Annotated in this window: 21 protein-coding genes; 14 read left to right on the plus strand and 7 right to left on the minus strand. The window is 67.8% G+C overall.

Annotation, left to right across the window (positions count from 1 at the left end; genetic code table 11):
• Window positions 1–591: 591 nt before the first annotated feature.
• The 8 genes from NMLP_RS03905 (at window position 592) to NMLP_RS03940 (ending at window position 6,680) form a co-directional block, all read left to right on the plus strand.
• The gene (locus NMLP_RS03905; protein WP_084260776.1) at window positions 592–900 is read left to right on the plus strand and encodes an AbrB/MazE/SpoVT family DNA-binding domain-containing protein; all 309 of its coding nucleotides are present in this window, start codon (window positions 592–594) and stop codon (window positions 898–900) included.
• The gene (locus tag NMLP_RS03910; protein WP_015408831.1) at window positions 897–1,325 is read left to right on the plus strand and encodes a PIN domain-containing protein; all 429 of its coding nucleotides are present in this window, start codon (window positions 897–899) and stop codon (window positions 1,323–1,325) included. The genes NMLP_RS03905 and NMLP_RS03910 overlap by 4 nt, the downstream gene beginning before the upstream one ends.
• Before the next feature lie 205 nt (window positions 1,326–1,530).
• Window positions 1,531–2,121 (plus strand): 50S ribosomal protein L15e, encoded by a 591-nt coding sequence (locus NMLP_RS03915; protein WP_015408832.1) that lies wholly within the window; start codon window positions 1,531–1,533, stop codon window positions 2,119–2,121.
• A gap of 129 nt (window positions 2,122–2,250) precedes the next feature.
• Window positions 2,251–3,408, plus strand: coding sequence for a site-2 protease family protein (locus tag NMLP_RS03920; protein WP_015408833.1), 1,158 nt, complete (start codon window positions 2,251–2,253; stop codon window positions 3,406–3,408).
• Window positions 3,409–3,666: 258 nt separating this feature from the next.
• Window positions 3,667–4,239 carry a DUF6735 family protein gene (locus NMLP_RS03925; RefSeq protein ID WP_015408834.1) on the plus strand — a complete coding sequence of 191 codons (573 nt, stop codon included), beginning with the start codon at window positions 3,667–3,669 and terminating at the stop codon, window positions 4,237–4,239.
• A 341-nt stretch (window positions 4,240–4,580) separates the two neighbouring features.
• Entirely contained in the window at window positions 4,581–4,898 is a 318-nt protein-coding gene (locus NMLP_RS03930; protein WP_173400748.1) for a hypothetical protein, read from the plus strand.
• Window positions 4,899–4,995: 97 nt separating this feature from the next.
• Window positions 4,996–5,553 carry a carboxymuconolactone decarboxylase family protein gene (locus NMLP_RS03935; protein WP_015408836.1) on the plus strand — a complete coding sequence of 186 codons (558 nt, stop codon included), beginning with the start codon at window positions 4,996–4,998 and terminating at the stop codon, window positions 5,551–5,553.
• A 71-nt stretch (window positions 5,554–5,624) separates the two neighbouring features.
• Window positions 5,625–6,680, plus strand: coding sequence for a sulfite exporter TauE/SafE family protein (locus NMLP_RS03940; protein ID WP_015408837.1), 1,056 nt, complete (start codon window positions 5,625–5,627; stop codon window positions 6,678–6,680).
• Between the two features lie 24 nt (window positions 6,681–6,704).
• On the opposite strand, the gene NMLP_RS03945 is transcribed toward NMLP_RS03940, so the two are convergent.
• Window positions 6,705–7,040, minus strand: a complete 336-nt coding sequence (locus tag NMLP_RS03945; RefSeq protein ID WP_015408838.1) for a hypothetical protein — start codon at window positions 7,038–7,040, stop codon at window positions 6,705–6,707.
• A gap of 196 nt (window positions 7,041–7,236) precedes the next feature.
• Between NMLP_RS03945 and NMLP_RS03950 the strand changes: the two genes are divergently transcribed.
• From NMLP_RS03950 to NMLP_RS03965, 4 genes are all read left to right on the plus strand, one after another.
• Window positions 7,237–7,980 (plus strand): hypothetical protein, encoded by a 744-nt coding sequence (locus tag NMLP_RS03950; RefSeq protein ID WP_015408839.1) that lies wholly within the window; start codon window positions 7,237–7,239, stop codon window positions 7,978–7,980.
• Window positions 7,981–8,054: 74 nt separating this feature from the next.
• Window positions 8,055–8,918: an SDR family oxidoreductase gene (locus NMLP_RS03955; RefSeq protein WP_015408840.1), complete on the plus strand. Its 864-nt coding sequence runs from the start codon at window positions 8,055–8,057 to the stop codon at window positions 8,916–8,918.
• Window positions 8,911–9,882: a patatin-like phospholipase family protein gene (locus NMLP_RS03960; protein ID WP_015408841.1), complete on the plus strand. Its 972-nt coding sequence runs from the start codon at window positions 8,911–8,913 to the stop codon at window positions 9,880–9,882. The genes NMLP_RS03955 and NMLP_RS03960 overlap by 8 nt, the downstream gene beginning before the upstream one ends.
• Before the next feature lie 175 nt (window positions 9,883–10,057).
• Entirely contained in the window at window positions 10,058–10,531 is a 474-nt protein-coding gene (locus NMLP_RS03965; RefSeq protein ID WP_015408842.1) for an HTH domain-containing protein, read from the plus strand.
• Window positions 10,532–10,901: 370 nt separating this feature from the next.
• On the opposite strand, the gene NMLP_RS03970 is transcribed toward NMLP_RS03965, so the two are convergent.
• The 3 genes from NMLP_RS03970 to NMLP_RS03980 all read right to left on the minus strand — a co-directional run bounded on the left by NMLP_RS03970 (window position 10,902) and on the right by NMLP_RS03980 (window position 13,296).
• Entirely contained in the window at window positions 10,902–12,263 is a 1,362-nt protein-coding gene (locus tag NMLP_RS03970) for a dihydrolipoyl dehydrogenase family protein (protein WP_015408843.1), read from the minus strand.
• Between the two features lie 103 nt (window positions 12,264–12,366).
• Complete coding sequence (locus tag NMLP_RS03975; RefSeq protein WP_015408844.1) at window positions 12,367–12,960, minus strand: helix-turn-helix domain-containing protein; 594 nt, start codon at window positions 12,958–12,960, stop codon at window positions 12,367–12,369.
• Window positions 12,961–13,023: 63 nt separating this feature from the next.
• Window positions 13,024–13,296 (minus strand): hypothetical protein, encoded by a 273-nt coding sequence (locus tag NMLP_RS03980; RefSeq protein ID WP_015408845.1) that lies wholly within the window; start codon window positions 13,294–13,296, stop codon window positions 13,024–13,026.
• Between the two features lie 303 nt (window positions 13,297–13,599).
• Between NMLP_RS03980 and NMLP_RS03985 the strand changes: the two genes are divergently transcribed.
• On the plus strand, window positions 13,600–14,805 hold the full coding sequence (locus NMLP_RS03985; RefSeq protein WP_015408846.1) for a potassium channel family protein: 1,206 nt from the start codon (window positions 13,600–13,602) through the stop codon (window positions 14,803–14,805).
• Here NMLP_RS03985 and NMLP_RS03990 read toward each other — a convergent pair.
• Genes NMLP_RS03990 through NMLP_RS04000 form a run of 3 tightly spaced genes read right to left on the minus strand, consistent with a single transcriptional unit; the run spans window position 14,802 to window position 16,403 of the window.
• Window positions 14,802–15,374: a magnesium transporter gene (locus NMLP_RS03990; RefSeq protein WP_015408847.1), complete on the minus strand. Its 573-nt coding sequence runs from the start codon at window positions 15,372–15,374 to the stop codon at window positions 14,802–14,804. The genes NMLP_RS03985 and NMLP_RS03990 overlap by 4 nt on opposite strands.
• A complete protein-coding gene (locus NMLP_RS03995; protein ID WP_015408848.1) occupies window positions 15,374–15,946 on the minus strand; it encodes a magnesium transporter in 573 nt (190 codons plus the stop codon). Before NMLP_RS03995 ends, NMLP_RS03990 begins: the two co-directional genes overlap by 1 nt.
• 46 nt (window positions 15,947–15,992) lie before the next feature.
• The gene (locus NMLP_RS04000; protein WP_015408849.1) at window positions 15,993–16,403 is read right to left on the minus strand and encodes a DUF7124 domain-containing protein; all 411 of its coding nucleotides are present in this window, start codon (window positions 16,401–16,403) and stop codon (window positions 15,993–15,995) included.
• A gap of 278 nt (window positions 16,404–16,681) precedes the next feature.
• Between NMLP_RS04000 and mutS the strand changes: the two genes are divergently transcribed.
• Window positions 16,682–19,267, plus strand: a complete 2,586-nt coding sequence (gene mutS, locus NMLP_RS04005) for a DNA mismatch repair protein MutS (protein ID WP_015408850.1) — start codon at window positions 16,682–16,684, stop codon at window positions 19,265–19,267.
• The last annotated feature ends 22 nt before the right edge of the window (window positions 19,268–19,289 follow it).

Consider the following 19,289-nt stretch of genomic DNA (forward strand, 5'->3'; position numbering starts at 1 on the left):
GATTTATGAGGAATCTCCACCAGCTTGTGGGCCGCTTCTCCAAATCGGAGAACATGTAACCGACCCCACCCACCCTACTTTGCTCGGCCCTGCGGTCTCGCTCGTTGAGGGTGGGGCCACCGATAGAGCGAAGCTCTATCGAGGCCTCGAAAGGCTTTGCCTTTCGGTGGCTTTGATGTGGTTCTCGCCTTCAGTTGGCGCGACGGGGAGTCTTTTGCGCCCCGCCTACCGGACGCCCTTCGGGGTCAACAAACCCACCATCCAGGGCCGGGCTACTGCGGCCCGTACTGCGCGCCACTTGTGGACGCACAGCACTAATTGTCAGTACGATATGGTGCAACACAGTGGTTGCGAAAGCTCGTGTCGGCTTCCTCTCCGGCCTACTCGCAGGGGTCCCGACTGAGCGTCGGGACTCTCCGCTCCTTGAGGCCGGAGGCTCCGCCTCGAAAACTGCTGACTTCCTTTGGTCGGGTGGAATCAGCGCTGGGACGACCATCTCGACACACTCACCGGCGGTCAACACGGGCGCGTAGTCCACAGACCAGCGCTAATCTTTTGTATGACTGAATCAAAGTAATGACAGAAAATAGTATGAGCAAAACAGAGTCTGAAAAAGTGGTGTCCGTATCGTCGCGGGGGCAAGCCACCATCCCGAAAGAGTTCCGTGAGGAGTTAGGTATCGACACACCCGGCCGTGTGAAGTTCATTCGGACCGAAGAGGGTGAAATCGTTGTCCGCCCCATCCACTCGGTTACAGACCTGCGTGGGGTTCTGGGAAGGAAAACCGATGAGCAGGGGCGCTCGGCAACCGAGCGCCTACGGGAGGAACGTGCAGCGGACAAAGCTAATGAAGAGGAGTTGCGGCAGCGCTACGCCGATGACGACGAGGCTGACGCATGACGGACGGGGCTGAGGTCCCCGAAAAGATCGTTTTCGACGCCGAACCACTTATTGCCTATTTCTGCAACGAACCGGGGAGTGACACCGTCGAAACGTACGTCGACGCCGTCGAAGGCGCAGCAGACGGCTACATCTCGGCTATTACCCTCGCTGAGATCCACTATATCGTCCGTTCGATTGACGGCGAGGAGCGGGCTGATGCTGTCGTCGATGTCCTCGAGGAAAGCGGTATCCGTCGCGTCGACACCGAACAGACGTGGGTGTCAGCAGCCGACTTCAAATTCCGCTGCTCTCCGGCGCTTGGCGACGCCTTCGCGCTCGGGACCGCAGCACACGTCGACGGGATGCTCCTCGTCGGAGCTGATGACGATTACGACGACATCACCGACGTCCCGATCACTCGGTTCCGGACCGAACCACGGTAAGTAGCGCTTCAGCGAGTTCTGGAGACTCATTTCCCCGGCCTCCGAAAGGGTCCGTCGACCGCCACGGGCTTTCGAAGCGCTTAACCGACCCAGCGGTGAATTCCGGGTAACGCGCCGGACGACGGGCACCGGTGGGCACCTGTCTACACAGGTCGGGATGTGACTCCGCGGCGGAGTTGAACCACACAACGCCCGTGGTGAAACTATGGCACGAAGCTTCTACTCACATATCCGAGAGGCGTGGAAGACGCCGAAGGAAGGCACGCTCGCGGAACTGCAGTGGCAACGACAACAGGAGTGGCGCGATCAGGGCTCGATCGAGCGGGTCGATCGACCGACGCGGCTCGACAAGGCCCGTAGTCTCGGCTACAAGGCCAAACAGGGCGTTGTCGTCGCCCGCGTTTCGGTCCGGAAGGGCAGCGCCCGCAAACAGCGCTTCAAGGCGGGTCGCCGCTCGAAGCGCCAGGGTGTCAACAAGATCACCCGCCGGAAGAACCTCCAGCGGATCGCCGAGGAGCGTTCCGGGCGGAAGTTCAAGAACCTCCGCGTTCTGAACAGTTACTGGGTCGGCGAGGACGGCTCTCAGAAGTGGTTCGAAGTCATCCTCCTCGATCCCGAGCACGGCGCGATCCAGAACGACGACGACCTCTCGTGGATCTGCGACGACAGCCAGCGCGGCCGGGCCTACCGCGGCCGGACCTCGGCGGGCCAGCGTGGCCGCGGCCAACAACAGCGCGGCAAGGGTACCGAACACACCCGTCCGAGCATCCGCTCGGAGAACAACCGCGGAAAATAACGCGTCCGGACGGCGCCCAGCGTTTGTATTCGGAGGCCGACACCGCCGACCGACGACCACCGCAAGCGTCAGTACCGAGCGTACCCGGATCCGCGGCATCGTTTTATTGACGGATCACGACGTGGTGGTATGAAGAACTTCGAGATCGGTCACGTCACGGACATCCCGATCCGGCTCAACGTCACGCTGGTGGTGTTCGTCCCGATATTGGCGTGGCTCATCAGCCGCGAGGAGCAGCTGTCCGTTTATGCCGGGATCGTCGACTCCATCGCGCCGCGGGCAGTCGACGTCGCCGCAGTACAGTCGGGGACAGCGCCCCTGATTGTCGGCGTCGCGACGGCGGTCGGTCTCTTCGTCGGCGTGTTGCTTCACGAACTCGGGCACTCCTGGACCGCCCGCCGGCACGGCATCACGATCTCCTCGATCACGCTGTGGATCTTCGGCGGGATGGCCCGAATGGAGGACCTCCCCGAGGACTGGAGCGCCGAGTTGTACGTCGCGTTGGCCGGCCCGGCGATGAGCGTACTCGTCGGCGCGGTCTGTTATGCGTCGCTGTTCGTCCTCCCGGCACAGCCGGTTCTCGTGGTCGTCGTCGGCAGCCTCGCGGTCATCAACGTGACGCTCGCGATATTCAACCTGGTTCCGGCGTTCCCGATGGACGGGGGACGGGTACTGCGGGCGCTGCTCGCCCGGTCGCGGCCCTACGCGGAGGCGACCCGGACCGCAGCGACGGTGGGAAAGTTCATAGCGGTGTTGATGGCGGTCCTCGCAGTACTCGCGTTCGCGCCGATCCTGTTGCTCGTTGCGATGTTTGTCTACGTCGCCGCCGGCGCGGAGTCGCGGGCGACGGTCCTCCGGGAGCTGCTCCGAGGGCTGACAGTCCGGGAGTTGATGTCGACGGACATCCGGACGGTCACCCCCGAGACGACCGTCGCCGAGTTCCTCGATCGGGTGCTCACGGAACGGACGACAGCCTACCCAGTGATGCAGCGTGGGACCGTCACGGGGGTCGTGACGCTCGAGTCGATCCGGTCAGTTCCCGTCGGGGACCGCGAGACAACGACCGTCGCCGACGTGATGGGCTCGTCGCCCCCGACCGTCGCCCCGGACGCCGACGCCTTCGACGCGCTGTCGGCGATGAGTTCGACGGCGGGCGATCGAGTGCTCGTCGTCGAGGAGGGCCGGTTCGTCGGACAGCTCACGTCGGACGACTTCATGACGGCGATCGAAGTGTTGCAGGGGCTCGGGCCGCGGCGTGGGGTGGAGGTGTCGGACGGGTACGCCTAGCGAGGGCGAGCGAGGCGAGCCCTCGAAAAGGTGAGCGGAGAGCAACGCGACCCGCGAACAGCGAGGGCGAGCGAGGCGAGCCCTCGAAAAGGTGAGCGGAGAGCAACGCGACCCGCGAACAGCGAGGGCGAGCGAGGCGAGCCCTCGAAAAGGTGAGCGGAGAGCAACGCGACCCGCGAACAGCGAGGGCGAGCGAGGCGAGCCCTCGGCACCGCTACCGTGCCGACGTTTATAACCCAGTACGCGGCCAGGCGGGGTATGGGTCACCGAACGCTTGTCGCCTACGACAGAGACGGCTACGACCTCCATTACTCCCACTGGGGCGTCGCCCCGGACGAACTCACTCCGGAGACGCCGTTCGGCGGTCCACCGAACGACGGGTGGGCGCGCGAACGGGCCGCGGAGCTTCAGGAGGCCGCGGGCGGCCGGCTCACGGAGGACGACGGGCACGCCGTCGATCCCGACCCCGTCGCAACGGGGGTGTCGTTCGTCGACCTCGCGGCGTACGTCGACCCGATCGAGCACGAGGCCCTGTACGTCGTCGACGGTGCGTTCTCGGTACGGACGTACCTCGTGTTCGGCCTCGAGGGGCGCCACGTCGGGCGAACCGACGGCCCGGCGGTCGCGCTCGTCGGCTACGACGGCTCGACCGACGCCGCCTACCTCCGCGGGTGGATGGCCGGTGGGCGAGCGGTTCGGGGCGCCTGCGGCCCCGACGACGGGGCGATCGTGCGGGCGCTGCGCTGGCTCGATCCCGACCGGGGGACCGTCGTGTGGCTGACCGGCGGTTCGCGAGAGGATCCGGGGGCGGGGGCGGGGGCGGTTCGGTGACCCCCCCGCGAGCACGCGAGAGTCGGCAATCGCGAGTGCATTCGGTCCTCGCGGCCCCGAGACGTGCTCGCGGGCCGATAAGCGTCGCCAGGAGGGGAGCCGGGAGCGAAGGTGACAGGAGCGGGAAGCCGCCCCGAAATCGACCCGAAGACGTCCGAAACAGCGGAACCGAGTCCGTGCAATGCGGTTCCACGGTCGCGGCGTAGTTTAAAACCCGGCCGGCGTCCGCCCGAGTGAACCCATGACCTCGATTGTCGCCGGTCCCGGTGGCGGCCTCGTCGCGGATCCCGATAGCTACCGGGACGACGGGGGGCGGCGGGCCATCGCCGACCGCCGGTTTGGTGGCCAAACACGGGGGTGGTCCCCTCGAGGAGCACGCGAGGCCCGCCGCGGCACTGTACGTGCCGTGCGGCGTCGGCGCGGGCGCCGCCTTCCTCGCCGGGGCGCCGCTGCCCGGGGGCGGCCTCGGAGCGCCCGGGGTCGCGGTCGCCGCCAGGGCGGTCTACGGCGTCGCGCTCGTAATCGGGGGCACGGTGTTCTGGATACGACGCGTCCCCGGGACGGAGCCCGACCGACGCGAGACGGCGACGTTTGGGACAGTACACATCGTCTACGGGGTCGCCCTCGGGGTGGTCGTCGCCAGCGGCGTACTCGCGTGAGGCCGCGTGGGCTGCCCACGACCTCGAGACGGGAACACGAGCGCACGGAGCGCTCGCCGCGACGCGAAAACACACCAGAATGGACGGCACACGACACATGACACGACTACCACTGCTCGAACTCGACGAGATTCCGGAGGCGTATCACCACCTGTTCACCGACGAGTATCTCGGCGATCGCCACATCTTCCGCGCGTGGGCGCACAACCCCGAGGTGCTCGAAGCGACGCTCGAGTACCTGAACGTCCTCTACGACCAGTTGGGCCAGCGCCGCAAGGAGCTTGTCATCCTCGCGGTCGCGAGGGCACGCGGCGCCAAATACGAGTGGCACCAACACGTCGACATCGCCCGCGAGAAGGGCGTCACGCTCGAGGAGATGCGGGCCATCGGCGGCGGCGACTTCTCGGTGTTCGACGACGAGGAGTTCGTCCTGTTGCAGTACGCCCGCGCCGTCGAGTCCGGCACCGTCACCGACCGGATCCACGGCGCGCTCACGCGGCGGTACTCGCCGGCCGAGATCGTCGCGTTGGGGCTGCTCGTGGACTTTTATGTCGGCCTGTGTAACTACATCGCCGCCGTCGAGCTCCCGTTCGAGGGAGGCGAGTTCGTCGGCTGGGTGCCCGACGACGAGACGGTGTCGGAGCTCTTCGAGTGAGTTCCGATGAGAGGCCATACCACGACGATCGGTTCGTCGACGGACGCCGGCCGGCGCTGGGGGTGTCGCCCATGAGGCGGGGCGTCCTGGGAGGTGCCGTCGGAGTGATCGGTGGAATCGCCGCGTTGGCTGTCGGCGTGCCCGTCGAGACCGCACTCGCCGCCGGTTCCGCCGCGACCGCCCCGTTCGGCCCCGAATCGGTCGGCATCGGCGCTGGCTCGTTTCGGGCCGGTGGGACCGCCGCCCTGCAGTCGATCCCCGTTCCGGCGGGGTTCCCCGTCGATCGGTTCCTCGCCCACTGGTGGGTGTTTCCCGCGTCGATCCTCTTTTCGACGGTCGCGCTCGGGTCGGGGGTCTCGGGAGCGCTGTTCTTCAGCCCGTTTTTCATCCTCGTAGTCGGGCTGCCGCCGGCGCAGGCGATCGGGGCCGGACTCCTGACCGAGGTGTTCGGAATGGGCAACGGGCTGTTGAACTACGTCCGTCAGGGCGTAGTCGACTACGCGACCGCAAAGTGGCTGCTTCTCGGGGCGGTGCCCGCCATCGTCGTGGGCGCGTTCGCCGCTCACGCCGTCCCGACGACGCTTCTGACGCTCGCGTTCGGGGTCGGCCTGCTCGCACTCGGGGCGTTTCTCGTCGTCCACGACGCCCCCGAGGACTGCGTCCCCGGCGAGAGCGAGGGTCCGTTCCTCGAAGAAAAAAACGCCGGCCGGGGCGAGACGACGGTCGAGGCGGCCGACGGCGAGACGTTCAGTTACGACACTTGCTGGCGGCCCCCAGGGATCGGCCTCGCGACCGTCGGCGGGTTCATCACTGGTCTGATAAGCGCCGGGCTCCCGGAGATCACGACCACGCAACTCATCGTTCGGTGTCGGCTCCCGCCCCGCGTCGCGATCGCGACGAGCGTCTTCGTACTCGGGGTCGCCGCCCTCGCCGGGGCCGCCGTCCACGCGCTGGCCGCCACGCCCGTGTGGTACGTCGTCGCGTGGTCGATCCCCGGCGTCCTGATCGGCGGCACCGTCGGAACGCGGGTCGGCAAGTACGTCCCCAGCGATATCATGGAGCCGGCGCTTGGGGTCGTCTTCGGCGTCGTCGGCGTGATCGTCCTCGGGAGCGAACTGCTCGTTTGAACGCGGGCGGATCCCGCTGCGGGGCTACCTGTCCGTCGGCGGGGATCGGTCTATGAGGCGGGCGCGCTCGCCGTCGAGCGCGAGCGTCAGCCCCGACGCGGCGAGGTCGGCCGAGACGAGCGCCTGCTCGTTCGCCCCGCGTCGCTCCTCGGGGACCGACTGCCGGCCACACTCGGCGCAAACGACCGACGAGACCGTCCACGAGGTCGCCTCGGAGGGCCGCTCGGCGAGCACGAGGACGCGCTCACCCGGTTCGTACTCCTGTGCGCAACTCGGGCAGGTTCGGCCGAAGCCCCGGTCGACGTCGTACCCCTCGATGGCCCGCCGAAGCTCCGCCGGGATCGTGTGCTGTCGCGACATACCTGGGCGTCGGTCGCCTCAAATCAAAATCTGTAGCGGCCGTGCAGCGCCGTCGAACGGGCGCTCGCGGGTAGAGGTGGCCGAAAGGTACGTTCGGGAGCGAAGCGAGAGCCGGGACGGGTCGGGACACGATCGACGCCCGGACGGCAGCCGATCGGGACAACATAATTGTCGGTGGCCGCGAAAACGGTCGGGGATGACGGGGCGAACACCGGCGTCCGGGGGCGACGGCGACGGCGACGGGGCGGAGGAAGGGAGACTCGCCGGTTCCTCGGGCGGCGACCGGGGGGCGTCCGGTGCGGCGGGCGGGGCGTCCGGCGCGTCGACGAACGCCGAGTACGAGACGGCTCCGGATACCGACCGCGAGGCGGCGCCGAACGACGAGCGCAGTTGGCTGACCGGCCTCTGGTATCGGTCGGGCGTCGGCGTCGGCGTCGTCGTCGGGGACGTGCTGTTGACGCTGTTTCTCGGGAGCGTGACGGTCGTCGGAATCGACGGCACCAGCGTCGCCTCGAGTTCGTCGGCCGGCATCGTCCCGTGGTACGTGTACGCCTTCAGCGTCCTCGGTGCGTTGGGGTTCGTGTTCACCGCGCTGATCGAGGAACTCGGCCGGTCGACGTTCGAGGTGCTCCACTACAATTTTAGACTCCCGGCCGCGTTGCCGCTCGGCGTCGGCATCTACCTGTTCTCGGACATCCTGCTCGGCGAGGTGGCCGCCGACGTCCCGCTCGTCGTCGGCCTCGTCTTCCTCTCCGGGATGTACGTCAACCTCGCGTACAGACAACTCGGGGCGCTCGCGCGGCGGCTCCTGCCGGGCGGGCGGGAGGGCGAGAGCTCGCGTGGCGAGGAAAGTCAGGACGAAGACGGGACGCGACGCGGCGACGAGGAGGGAGACGGAGAGGGCGGCGGCGCGCGGACGGACGCCGGCGGCGGCCGGTGAGCCGGACCGGTTGTCGGCCGGTTGCACACACGCTGTGTGGTTTTACCATCCGCGCCCGTCGATGGTGGTGAACAATGTCTACCGACGCGTTTGAACTGACCGAACCGGAACTGACGGCCGATGACCTGCTGTTCGTCGAGGACCCGCACTTCGAGCCGGCGTCGGTCGCCATCGTGACGGGGGCGGCCTCGGGGATCGGTCGTGCGACCGCGGTCGCGTTGGCGGCCAACGGTCTCACTGTCGTCGGGGCCGACATCGACGAGGCCGGCCTCGAGGGGACCGTCGACCTCGCCGCCGCCGTCGGCGTCGACGGAACGGTGCGACCGCTCCCGACGGATCTCACCGACGACGGTGACGTCGAGGCGATGGTCGAGACGGCCGCGGAGGCGGGCGAGCTCCGCTACATCGCCAACGTCGCCGGCATGCAACACATCGCCTCGATCCCCGAGTTCCCCCCGGAAAAGTACGATCTGCTGCTCGACATCATGCTTCGGGCGCCGTTTCTCACCGCCAAACACGCCATGCCACACATCCGGGCGACCGGGGACGGCGTCGGCGCGATCGCGAATATGTCCTCTGTCCACGGCCACTACGCCACCCAGGACAAGGCCGCCTACATCACCGCCAAACACGGTCTCGAGGGACTCACCCGGGCGATCGCTGCCGAAGGCGAGGGCACGCTCCGGGGCTTTTCCGTCAGCGTCGGCTACGTGTTGACGCCGCTGATGGTCGATCAGATCGAGGACACCGCCGAGGAGCGCGGCATCTCCGAACGGGAGGTCGTCGAGGACGTCATGCTCGGACAGGCTCGTGGCAAGGAGATGATGAGCCCCGCCGAGGTCGCGAACCTCTTTACGTTCGGCTTCTCGAAACACGGCAAACACCTCAACGGCGCCGACCTGCTCTGGGACGGCGGCTACACGCACACGTATGAGTGATTCCTCGCCGACCCGGGTCGCGATCGCCTGCCAGGGCGGCGGGAGCCACACGGCGTTCACCGCCGGTGTGCTGAAGAAGCTGTTCCGGGAGTGGGACAACGGCTACGAACTCGTCGGGATCAGCGGGACCTCCGGCGGCGCGTTCAACGCGCTGGCGGCGTGGTACGGGCTGGTGACCGCCGACGAGACGCGAGCGGTCGAACTCCTCGATGCGCTCTGGGCTGACCTGTCCGCCTCCGACCCCACGGACCGGTTTCTAAACGAGTTCGTCGTCGGCCTCTCGCGGTTCGGGAGCACGGGCGCGCCGGCGTTCGAGGTCAGCCCCTACCAGATCCCCGGCCCGGAACTCGGCAAGAAGGAGATCCGCGAGACGCTCGAGCGACACATCGACTTCGAGGAGGTTCCAGGCCTGTGCCGGACGGACGCGCCCGAACTCGTCGTCGGGACGGTCAACGTCAATGCCGGCGTCTTCGAGACGTTCACCAACGAGGCGGTGACGCCCGAGGCGGTCCTCGCGTCAGCGGCCGTTCCGACGATGTTCGAGGCCGTCGAAATCAACGACCACTACCACTGGGACGGGCTGTTCAGCCAGAACCCGCCGATAGACGATCTGATGACCGTCGGCGCCGACCGCAAGCCCGAGGAACTGTGGGTGATTCAGATCAATCCTCAAAAACGGGAGGGCGAGCCCACGTCGCTCGAGGAGATCGCCGACCGCCGCAACGAACTCTCCGGGAACATCTCGTTGAACCAGGAACTCGGGGTTATAGAGCGCGTCAACGAGTGGGTCGAGGAGGGACACCTCCCCGAGGACGAGTTCACCAAGACCGAGATCCGACGGATCGCAATGGGCGAAGCCTACCACTGCTCGACGAAAGTCGACCGACGGCCATCGTTCGTCGACGAGCTGATGGAACTCGGCGAGACACGGGCCGCGGAGTTCCTCTCGGACCGTCGGTCATGACCACGAAGAGCGCGCCAGCCGGAACCGAAGGGGACGCTCGCTGCCGAGGAACCGATGGTGGCGTCCGATTTCGCAGACCCCACGAAAGCGTCGGTTTTCGAGGGGCCGACGGAGCAATGCGGCCGCCGTCCGACCCGAACCGTCGAGGCGCCGCGTCGCGTATCTCTGAGACATCATGACCGACGAACCGGACGATCCGCCGCGGGTCGTGGTGTGGGTCCGGGAACTCTCGGTGCCGCCGGGCGATCCCCGAGAGGCCGTGTTGTCGCGGCTCGGAGAGCTCGAATCCCGTGGCCTCGTCGCCGACGTCTCTCTCAGGGTGTGGGGGGCGACGGTCGACGCGGCAGTGGTCGACGGCGGCGAGTTCGAGCAGCCGGTCCGCTCGTGTGTCGCGGAGTTCCACCGATGGGCCGAACGGACCGGCCACTCCCTCGAACCGGCGTTCCGGCGCGAGCAACGCTCGTCGATGCTCTCGACGGAACGCTCGGCGGTCGTCCGGCTCCCGCGAGTCTGTGTGGCAGTCTACACGGACGGCGGTCTCCGGGGGGTGTTCCCGTGCTCGCCGGCCGAAGAGGCGGGGACCGAGACCGTGTGGGACTGTCTCGATCGGCTCGGAGCGGGGGCGGCCGCCGGGAAACCACTCGAGTGACGCCTCGCACGAACGGCCGAGCTCGTCGATCGACCGAACGTCGTCGCCGCGGTCTGGGCGCGCACCGAGCCGTCGTTCGCCGGGGGCTGGGCGCGCACCGAGCCGTCGTTCGCCGGGGGCTGGGCGCGCACCGAGCCGTCGTTCGCCGGGGTCATCGAGCGAGAGAGTGGGTGGGTAGGGTACGGAGCGTGTGACCGTATCGCTCCGTGTGGCGGTTGTATATGATTGATAAAATCTATACAGCGCCTACGTGGCGTCGTTTCACCACCACGGGGGGTATATAAAAACGGCAGCCGCGCTGGCGCCCGGCCACGAGTGCAGAAGTGGGCTTTCGGTTCCCGCGCGTTGGCGTCGGGCGGCCCGGCCGCCGTCAGTTCCCGACGTCGCGGAATGCCGCCTCGACAACCTTGCTCAGCGTCGGATGGGCGTGGATCGTATCGACGATGTCGTCGACGGTGAGGCCGTGACGCATCGCGACGACGGCCTCGTGGACGAGCGTCGAGGCCTCGTAGCCGATCGCGTGGACGCCCAGGATCTCACCGTCGGGGGCCGCGAGCACTTTCAAGAACCCGTCGTCGAGTTTCTTCGCCCGCCCCATCGCCGAGTCGGCGTAGTCGGCGCGCCCGACGACGTACGCCGTCCCCGTCTCGTCGAGGTCCGCCGCCGTCGCGCCAACCCCGGCTATTTGCGGGTCGGTGAATATCGTGTGTGGCATCGCGAAGAGGTCGAGCGCCCGGCGCTCGCCCTCGACGACGTTCGCGACCGTGTGCCGTGTCTCGTAGTCGCCGGAGTGTTTGAACATGGCGTTGCCCGCGACGTCACCCTGCGCCCAGACGTTCTCGGCGGTGGTTTCGAGGTAGTCGTCCGTCTCGATGAAGCCGCGGTCGTCGGTCTCGATCCCGGCGGCGTCGAGACCGAGTTCGTCGCTGTTTGGACGGCGCCCGAGCGCGAGCAGCACCGCCTCGCCCTCGACGGTCGTTTCGTCGCCGGCTTCGGTCTCGGCGCGAATCGCGTACCCGTCGCCGGAGCGCCCGACGGCGGCAGCGCGGTGGCCGGTGTAGACGTCGTGGCGCTCGGCTGCAACGTCGGTGAATGCCGACGCGACGTCGTCGTCCTCGCGGTGAATCAACGTGTCGTTCATCTCCACGATCGAGACGTCGGTGCCCATGGTCTCAAAGACGTAGCCCAGCTCGACGGCGATGTACCCCCCGCCCATGACGACGAGACTCTCGGGGGGTTCGTCGAGGTAGAGCGCGTCGCGGCTCGTGAGGTAGTCGACCTCGTCGAGGCCGTCGATCGGCGGGGCGAGCGGGCGGCTTCCGGTGGCGACAACGACCTTCTCGGCGGTGACGGTCTCCCCACCGAGATCGACGGCCCGCTCGCCGACGAACGAGGTGTACTCGTCGAACAGCGTGAGGTGCTCGCGCTCGCGATAGCGGGCCTCCATGTCGGCCGCGATGCCACCGAGCAGGTCGTCCATCTCGTCGACGACGGCCCCATGGTCGATCCCCTCGAGCGTCGCGTCGACGTGGAACCGGTCGGCCTCGCGGACGTGTCTGACCGCGTTGGCCGCCTGAATGAGCATTTTCGAGGGGTTACAGCCACGGTTGAGACACGTGCCGCCGAGGGGACCCGGTTCGACGAGCGCCGTCTCGAGGCCCGCGTCGGCCGCCGCCGCCGCGACGTTGTTGCCCGTTCCGCCACCGATGACCAAGACGTCGAAGTCTGTCATGCGTGCAGGGACGGTATGGGATATAAAGAGGCTCTCGCGGGGGTTCGGACCGCTTGCACGGACGCACCGACCGGCGATACCCCCGACCCGCAGGATCCGCCGGTCACGCCTCGAAGGACTCCCAGAACACGTCCGGCAGGTCTCGGTCGGGGTTCTCGTCGAGATAATCCTGTTTCGTCAGGTTCGCCGCCTCTATGAGCGAGGCGGCCTCGCCGGCCCAGACGTAGAACCCGATGAGCGTCTCGCGGCGCATCCGCTCGAGATCGACCGAGTGATACACGTTGATGACGCCCCCTTGCTCGCGGTTCAACTCCGAGCGCTGCAACAGCCCGAGGTCGACGAGCGTGTTGAGATACCGGGTCACCGTGCTCCGGTCGTAGCCGAGCGACTCCGCGACTTCGTTCGCCGAGAGCGGTCCCTCGCCGATGACGCACAGACAGATGTCCAGGCCAGCCTTCGGAAGGCCGAAGGCGTCCAACAGCACCTCCTTGACGTCCGGCGGTTTGACGCTCATCTCGACGTCGGTGATCCGCTCCATCGGCTCGCCGTGACACGACATCGGGGGGTCGTCACGGCCGATCGCGAGGACGACGTTGTCGCAGTCGGAACACGCAAACAGGTCATAGCGGCTGGATTCGGGATCGTATTGCACCTCCCTGGGCGTCTCCTCCGGGTGGTCAGTCTCTCTCTTCGGCATCTGGCATCGATACCTCCATTTCGTCTCGGAACTCGCGATCCGGTATCATAAGTACTGGGCCGCTCACAACTCCGAACCGCCGTTCGGTTCGTCGACAATGAGCGTCCCCTCCGTATCGAGTTCGAGGAGCTCCTCGCCGGTGATCGTCACTCGAACCCGTCCGTCGGGATACGTCCGGGCCAACTCACAGCCCGTCAGGCGCTTCAGTTGCGTCTCGACCGCGCGCCGCTCGGCGTCGAGGGCGGCCGTGAGCGTTTCGGTGGTCGTCGTCTCTCGGCGTTCGGCGTCGCTCGCCGCCGCGAGGTGCTCTAAGACCTCGCGTCTCCTCACGGCCATCGGCGTGCGGGATCGGCCGGAGTCGGCCGCCTCGGTACGGTGTCTCCGGGTGTGTCGGTCCGCGGGGCCGCCGAGACTGAGAAGCCAACGCGGACGGGGCGGCGGTTCGCCTCTGGGTCGGGTCGCCGTCGGCCGCAGGGGAGATCCCTTACAGGTACCATTCCGTCCGTGATACGGCACCCAGCCATTATCGGTTCTGGAGGCGTGTAATCCGATTACAACGCCAGCGAGACGGTCGCCGAGGAGTGGGGCGGTCCACGCTGCGGGAAACGCTTTTTTAGCACCTCCGCGGAGCTACGAGGTATGGACCCCCTAGAGGGCGAGGCGTCCTCGCCCGTGGCGTACGAGCCGGTGAGCGTCAAGGACGTGCTGGTAGAGATGAAAGACACCGCGGAGTTGCTCATCGACCTCTCGTACTCGGCGGTGTTGCACCGCAACGTGGGCCTCGCCGAGGAGGTGCTCCGCCTCGAAGAGCGGATGGACGTCCTCGAGATGCGGGCGCGGATGAGCCTCCTCATGGCCGCCAGGAGCCCCGACGACGCCGAACGGCTCGCGCCGGTGCTCAGCATCGTCGCCGCCACCGACGGGATCAGCGACGCGGCGGGCGACATCGCGAAGATCGTCCTCGAGGACATCCGCGTCCCGGAGGCGATGCGGGCGGCGTTGCCGGAGGCTCTCGAGACGCTCGTCCGGGGGAGCGTCGAGGCGGACTCGCCACACGCCGGACGGACCCTGAAGGGGATCGACCTCGAGTCGAAGACGGGCGTCCGGGTGATCGCGCTCCGGCGCGGGTCGGAGTGGCTTCTGAACCCCGGCCCGACGACGCGGATCGAAGCGAACGACGTGGCACTGTTGCGCGGTCCTGACAGCGCGATCGGCGAGGTTTACCGCGAGATGACCGGCGAGGCGTACGAGCCCTTCGATCCTGATTCGCCCGCGGTGGCCGACCTCGAGCGGGCGGTCGACACGATCGTTCACATGAAGAACCTCTCGGAACTCGCCGTGGACCTCGCCTACAGCAGCGTGCTTTTCGACAGCGAGGCGCTCGCCGAGGAGGTCAGAAACCTCGAGGTCGAGGTCGACGCCCTCGAATCACGCTTCGAGGCGTGGGTGCTCCGGGCGGCCGCCGACGCGGAGGACCCGGTGTCGCTCCGGGGGCTGATCCACCTCGGCACCAGCACCGAGGTGATAAGCGACGCCGCGGTCGACATCAGCGAGGGCGTGTTGCGCGACATCGAGGTCCACCCAGTCGTCGGGATGGCCGTCCAGGAGAGCGACGAGATCATCACCCGAATCGAGGTCGCCCCCGAGAGCGCCCTCGACGGGACGGCGGTCTCCGGGGGCGTGCCGGACGCCGAGGTGACGATGTCCGTGATCGCCATCCGCCGCCCCGAGGAGGGGTGGCTCCTCGTCGCCGACGCCGACACCGAACTCCGCGCCGGCGACGTCGTGCTCGCGAAAGGGACCCGGAGCGCAGCCGAGCAGTTCGAGGCGCTGGCGGGCACTTAACCCAACACCAGCGTCGACACGCCGATGAAGATGACCATTCCGAAGACGTCGACGACGTTCGTCACGATCGGGATCGTCGTGTCGTCGGGGTCGATCCCGAGCCGGTAGGAGCCGTACGTCGTGGCGAGGCCGAACACGACGGCGACGACGGCAACGGACATCCCGCTGACCAGCGAAATCGTAAGCAACGCTGACAGCGGTAGCGGAGCGTCGATCACCCGGCCGATGACCCACGCACCCACAGCGAGGGCGCTAAACACCGTCGCCGCCAGCGCCAACACGGCGACGACGTTCGCCCACAGCACTCGATCGCGGACGTCCAGTTCGGTCGTCCCCAGGTGGAGCCGCGTCGTGAGCCGCGAACTCAGGATCGTCCCGAGGTTGCCGCCCGCCCCGACCATCGTCGGCACCATAACCGCGAGCAACCCGTACTCCTCGAGCAGCGCCTCCGCCTCCTGGAGTGTGATCCCCGCCCAGAGGACGATGGTGCACAACACGACGAGCAGCGGGAGCATATTCGACATAATGGTCCGGGCGTCCCAGCTACCGAGACGGGATCCGGCCGCCATCAGACGACCACCGCCTCAACGACGGCGACGGCGACGAACAGAAACACCATCCCGAAGACGTCGCCGAGCGTCGTGACGATCGGGCCGACCAGGTTGTCCGGATCGTAGCCGAGTTTGTACCCGCCGAAGAGGATCGCGAGCAGGCCGAAAATCAAAACGACGGAGGTCAGGGTGCCGGCGATCAGCATAATCGCGACGAGTTCCGAAAGCGCCGCTGAGGGCCACCCGAGCGCCTGCAGCGCGATCCACGAGAGGACGCCGATGACGGCCGAGATGGTGACCCCGTTGAGAAAGGAGGCGACGACCGCGTTGACGAGACGGTCGTTCCACTCGAACTCGGGGGGGATGAGCCCCTGGTGGAGCCCACTCGAGATCCGCCCGCCCAACGCGCCGTAGACGTTGCCGCGGGTCGCAAGAAAGACCGGGACCATCACGAGGAGCCCGGGAAACCGGGCGACGCTTTCGAGCAGTTCCTCGAGCACCAACCCCGAAAAGAGTCCCCCCGCAAGCGCGACGAGCAACACCGGCAGCGCCTCGCGGTAGATCGACCAGAACCCCTCCCGGAAGTTCATGTCCGTGGATGTCCCAGTTCGGGGTTAAATCTACCGACCTCGGCGGTCAGGGCCACCCGGTGTGCTCGTCGCCGTCCGCCTCTGCGTCGCCATCGTGGAGAAGCCACCCGGCCGTCTCGGCGGCCTCCTCTATGTGTCTGAACTCCCAGTCGTGGCTCTCGGCGACCGACTGTATCCCCTCGTCGGCGGAGACGAGGACGTATCGATCCGCGTCGTGTTCGGGCTGGTTGCCGATCTTCACGAGGCTCTCGGCGCGGTCGCGCGGCCCCGGGAGGAAATCGGGCGTGAACCCGTAGTCGCGGGCCCGCTTTCTGACCAGGTGCGTCGGCTCGTCGCTCACGATTCCGAGGTGATCCGTCCAGCGCTGGGTGTCCCGGATGACGTCTGAGGGGTCCAAGAGCCGCTCCAGCGCCGCCAACTCGAAGGCGAGCGTGATCGTCTCGGCTTCGTCGGGCATACCAGCGGTTCGGGTGAGGCATCAAAAACGGTGTCGGTCGGGCCGGCGTCGGCCCTCGGTCGGTCCGATGTTGGCCTCCGGTCGGTCCGATGTTGGCCTCCGGTCGGTCGGTCCGATGTTGGCCTCCGGTCGGTCGGTCCGATGTTGGCCTCCGGTCGGTCGGTCCGATGTTGGCCTCCGGTCGGTCGGTCCGGCGTCGACTCTCGGCCGATCGGGCCAAGACGCGCCGACCGCCGGGATGGCGGTGAGTATTTGCCCGGCGAGACACACGCCCGGATATGGACGAGGCCCTGGGGCCGCCGCCGGAGATGGCCGGGAAGGCCGAGGAACTCACGCCGATGCTGTCGCAGTATCTCGAGCTGTGCGAGCGCTACGGCGACGCCTTGGTGTTGTTTCAGGTGGGCGATTTCTACGAGACGTTCTGTTCGGCCGCCGAAACGACCGCCAGGCTCCTCGAGATCACGCTAACCCAACGGGAGGACTCGACGGGCACCTATCCGATGGCCGGCATCCCGATCGACAACGCCGAGTCGTACGTCGAGACGCTCTTGGACGCCGGCTACCGGGTCGCCATCGCCGACCAGATCGAGGACGCGGCGGAGGCCTCCGGGCTGGTCGAGCGGGCCGTCACCCGGGTGGTCACGCCGGGGACGCTCACCGAGACGGAACTGCTCTCGGCGACGGACAACAACTTCGTCGCGTGCCTGACCGACGGCTACGGGCTCGCCTTCCTCGACGTCTCGACCGGCGACTTCTACGCGACCGAACTCGACCGGCTCGGGGCCGTCTCCGACGAACTCGAGCGCTTCGACCCCGCGGAGGCGGTCGTCGGCCCCGACGCCCCGAGAGAGCCCTTCGGGGCCGACTGCATGGTGACGCCCTACGAGCGCTCGGCGTTCGAGTCCGAGGCCGCCGCGGCGAAGGCGGCGTCGTATTTCGGCGAGGGGTCGCTGGCCGGCGAGGCCGAAACCCGCGCCATCGGGGCGTTGCTCGCCTACGCGGAGTACGCCCGCGGCGTCCGGGCCGACGGCGAGACCGGCCGCCTGGAGTATCTCACCCACCTCACGCGCTACGATCCACGCGAGTACATGCTGCTCGATGCGGTCGCGCTCCGGTCGCTCGAGGTGTTCGAACCGCGACACGTCCACGGGCTCGAGGGGGCGGCCCTGATCGAGACGATCGACGAGACCGCGAGCGCGCTCGGGGGCCGGACGCTCCGCGATTGGCTCCGCCGGCCGCTGTTGGACCCCGACCGCATCCGGGGGCGTCTCGACGCGGTCGGGGCGCTTCGGGAGCGCGTCGGCGACCGCGAGCGGGCGGGCGAGTGCCTCGCTGACGTCTACGATGTCGAACGGCTGGTGTCGCGGATCTCGCGGGGCCGCGCCGACGCCCGCGACCTCAGGGCGCTCGAGTCGACGCTGTCGGTCGTCCCCGACCTCCGGGCGTGTCTCTCGGCGGCCGCCGCCGACAGCGACCTGCTGGCGGCGCTCGAGTCCGGCCTCGACGACTGCCCCGATGTCAGGGAGTTGATCGACTCGGCGATCGCCGAGTCGCCGCCCGTCGAGATCACCGATGGCGGCGTGATCCGTGAGGGGTACGACGAGCAACTCGACGACCTCCGACGGACCGAACGCGAGGGGAAGGCCTGGATCGACGCCCTCGAGGCCGACGAGCGCGAGCGGACCGGGATCGACTCGCTGAAGGTCGGGCACACCGCCGTCCACGGCTACTACATCGAGGTGACAGACCCCAACCTCGATGCGGTCCCCGACGATTATCACCGCCGGCAGACGCTGAAGAACGCCGAGCGCTTTTACACGCCCGAATTGAAGGACCGCGAGGAGGAGATCATAACCGCGGGCGAGCGCGCCGACGAGTTGGAGTACGACCTCTTCAGAGAGGTCCGAAGCGAGGTCGCAGAGGCGACAGAGCGGTTACAGCGAACCGCCGACGCGATCGCCCGCCTCGACGCGCTCCGCTCGCTTTCGGCCGTCGCCGCAGAGCACGGCTACTGCCGCCCCGAGGTCGGAGCCGACGGGATCGACATCGAGGGCGGTCGACACCCGGTCGTCGAACGCAGCGAGGCGTCGTTCGTCCCCAACCCGACGGAGCTCCCACGGGAGCGCCCGATAGCGGTCCTCACCGGGCCGAACATGTCGGGAAAGTCGACCTACATGCGCCAGGTCGCGTTGATTTCGCTGCTCGCGCAGGTGGGGTCGTTCGTCCCGGCCGACCGCGCCGAGGTGCCGATCGTCGAGCGGGTGTTCACCCGCGTGGGGGCCTCCGACGACATCGCTGGCGGGCGCTCGACGTTCATGGTCGAAATGACAGAACTCGCCGCCATCCTCGGGGCGGCCGACGGGGATTCGCTGGTCGTCCTCGACGAGGTGGGGCGGGGCACCTCGACGCGGGACGGCTACGCCATCGCGCAGGCGGCGACGGAGTACCTCCACGATTCGGTCGGCGCGTACACCCTCTTTGCGACGCACCATCACGAGCTGACGGACGTCGTCGAGGAGCTCCCGCGGGCGCGGAACTACCACTTCTCCGCGACCCGGGGCGACGACGGTGTCGCGTTCGAACACGACCTCCGCCCCGGTCCCGCAGGGGCCTCCTACGGCGTCGAAGTCGCCGAGATGGCCGGCGTCCCGGCGAGTGTCGTCGACCGAGCCGACGCGTTGCTCGCGGGCGGGACGCACTCGGCGACCCCGTCGACCGGAGGCGCTCGACCCGAGAGTGACCCCGCGAGCACCGACGGCGGCCGCGAGGCGTTACTGGCGGAGCTCGCGGCGATCGACCTCGCCGAGACGACACCGCTGGAGGCGCTGAACCTGCTTTCGGAGCTCAAATCCGAACTCGAGTGAGCGGCCTCGTGGTGCAGTCCCG

It is taken from the genome of Natronomonas moolapensis 8.8.11, from assembly GCF_000591055.1.
In the GTDB taxonomy this organism is placed as follows: Archaea; Halobacteriota; Halobacteria; order Halobacteriales; family Haloarculaceae; genus Natronomonas; species Natronomonas moolapensis.

What these genes read in the sequence shown, in the direction of transcription:
- mutS (WP_015408850.1), top strand. Translation starts at nt 16,682, where the DNA reads ATGGACGAGGCCCTGGGGCCGCCGCCGGAGATGGCCGGGAAGGCCGAG.
- NMLP_RS03990 (WP_015408847.1), bottom strand. Translation starts at nt 15,374, where the DNA reads ATGGCGGCCGGATCCCGTCTCGGTAGCTGGGACGCCCGGACCATTATG.
- NMLP_RS03970 (WP_015408843.1), bottom strand. Translation starts at nt 12,263, where the DNA reads ATGACAGACTTCGACGTCTTGGTCATCGGTGGCGGAACGGGCAACAAC.
- NMLP_RS03945 (WP_015408838.1), bottom strand. Translation starts at nt 7,040, where the DNA reads ATGTCGCGACAGCACACGATCCCGGCGGAGCTTCGGCGGGCCATCGAG.
- NMLP_RS03955 (WP_015408840.1), top strand. Translation starts at nt 8,055, where the DNA reads ATGTCTACCGACGCGTTTGAACTGACCGAACCGGAACTGACGGCCGAT.
- NMLP_RS03995 (WP_015408848.1), bottom strand. Translation starts at nt 15,946, where the DNA reads ATGAACTTCCGGGAGGGGTTCTGGTCGATCTACCGCGAGGCGCTGCCG.
- NMLP_RS03980 (WP_015408845.1), bottom strand. Translation starts at nt 13,296, where the DNA reads ATGGCCGTGAGGAGACGCGAGGTCTTAGAGCACCTCGCGGCGGCGAGC.
- NMLP_RS03905 (WP_084260776.1), top strand. Translation starts at nt 592, where the DNA reads ATGAGCAAAACAGAGTCTGAAAAAGTGGTGTCCGTATCGTCGCGGGGG.
- NMLP_RS03935 (WP_015408836.1), top strand. Translation starts at nt 4,996, where the DNA reads ATGACACGACTACCACTGCTCGAACTCGACGAGATTCCGGAGGCGTAT.
- NMLP_RS03940 (WP_015408837.1), top strand. Translation starts at nt 5,625, where the DNA reads ATGAGGCGGGGCGTCCTGGGAGGTGCCGTCGGAGTGATCGGTGGAATC.
- NMLP_RS03925 (WP_015408834.1), top strand. Translation starts at nt 3,667, where the DNA reads ATGGGTCACCGAACGCTTGTCGCCTACGACAGAGACGGCTACGACCTC.
- NMLP_RS03975 (WP_015408844.1), bottom strand. Translation starts at nt 12,960, where the DNA reads ATGCCGAAGAGAGAGACTGACCACCCGGAGGAGACGCCCAGGGAGGTG.
- NMLP_RS03965 (WP_015408842.1), top strand. Translation starts at nt 10,058, where the DNA reads ATGACCGACGAACCGGACGATCCGCCGCGGGTCGTGGTGTGGGTCCGG.
- NMLP_RS03920 (WP_015408833.1), top strand. Translation starts at nt 2,251, where the DNA reads ATGAAGAACTTCGAGATCGGTCACGTCACGGACATCCCGATCCGGCTC.
- NMLP_RS03910 (WP_015408831.1), top strand. Translation starts at nt 897, where the DNA reads ATGACGGACGGGGCTGAGGTCCCCGAAAAGATCGTTTTCGACGCCGAA.
- NMLP_RS03960 (WP_015408841.1), top strand. Translation starts at nt 8,911, where the DNA reads ATGAGTGATTCCTCGCCGACCCGGGTCGCGATCGCCTGCCAGGGCGGC.
- NMLP_RS04000 (WP_015408849.1), bottom strand. Translation starts at nt 16,403, where the DNA reads ATGCCCGACGAAGCCGAGACGATCACGCTCGCCTTCGAGTTGGCGGCG.
- NMLP_RS03950 (WP_015408839.1), top strand. Translation starts at nt 7,237, where the DNA reads ATGACGGGGCGAACACCGGCGTCCGGGGGCGACGGCGACGGCGACGGG.
- NMLP_RS03985 (WP_015408846.1), top strand. Translation starts at nt 13,600, where the DNA reads ATGGACCCCCTAGAGGGCGAGGCGTCCTCGCCCGTGGCGTACGAGCCG.
- NMLP_RS03915 (WP_015408832.1), top strand. Translation starts at nt 1,531, where the DNA reads ATGGCACGAAGCTTCTACTCACATATCCGAGAGGCGTGGAAGACGCCG.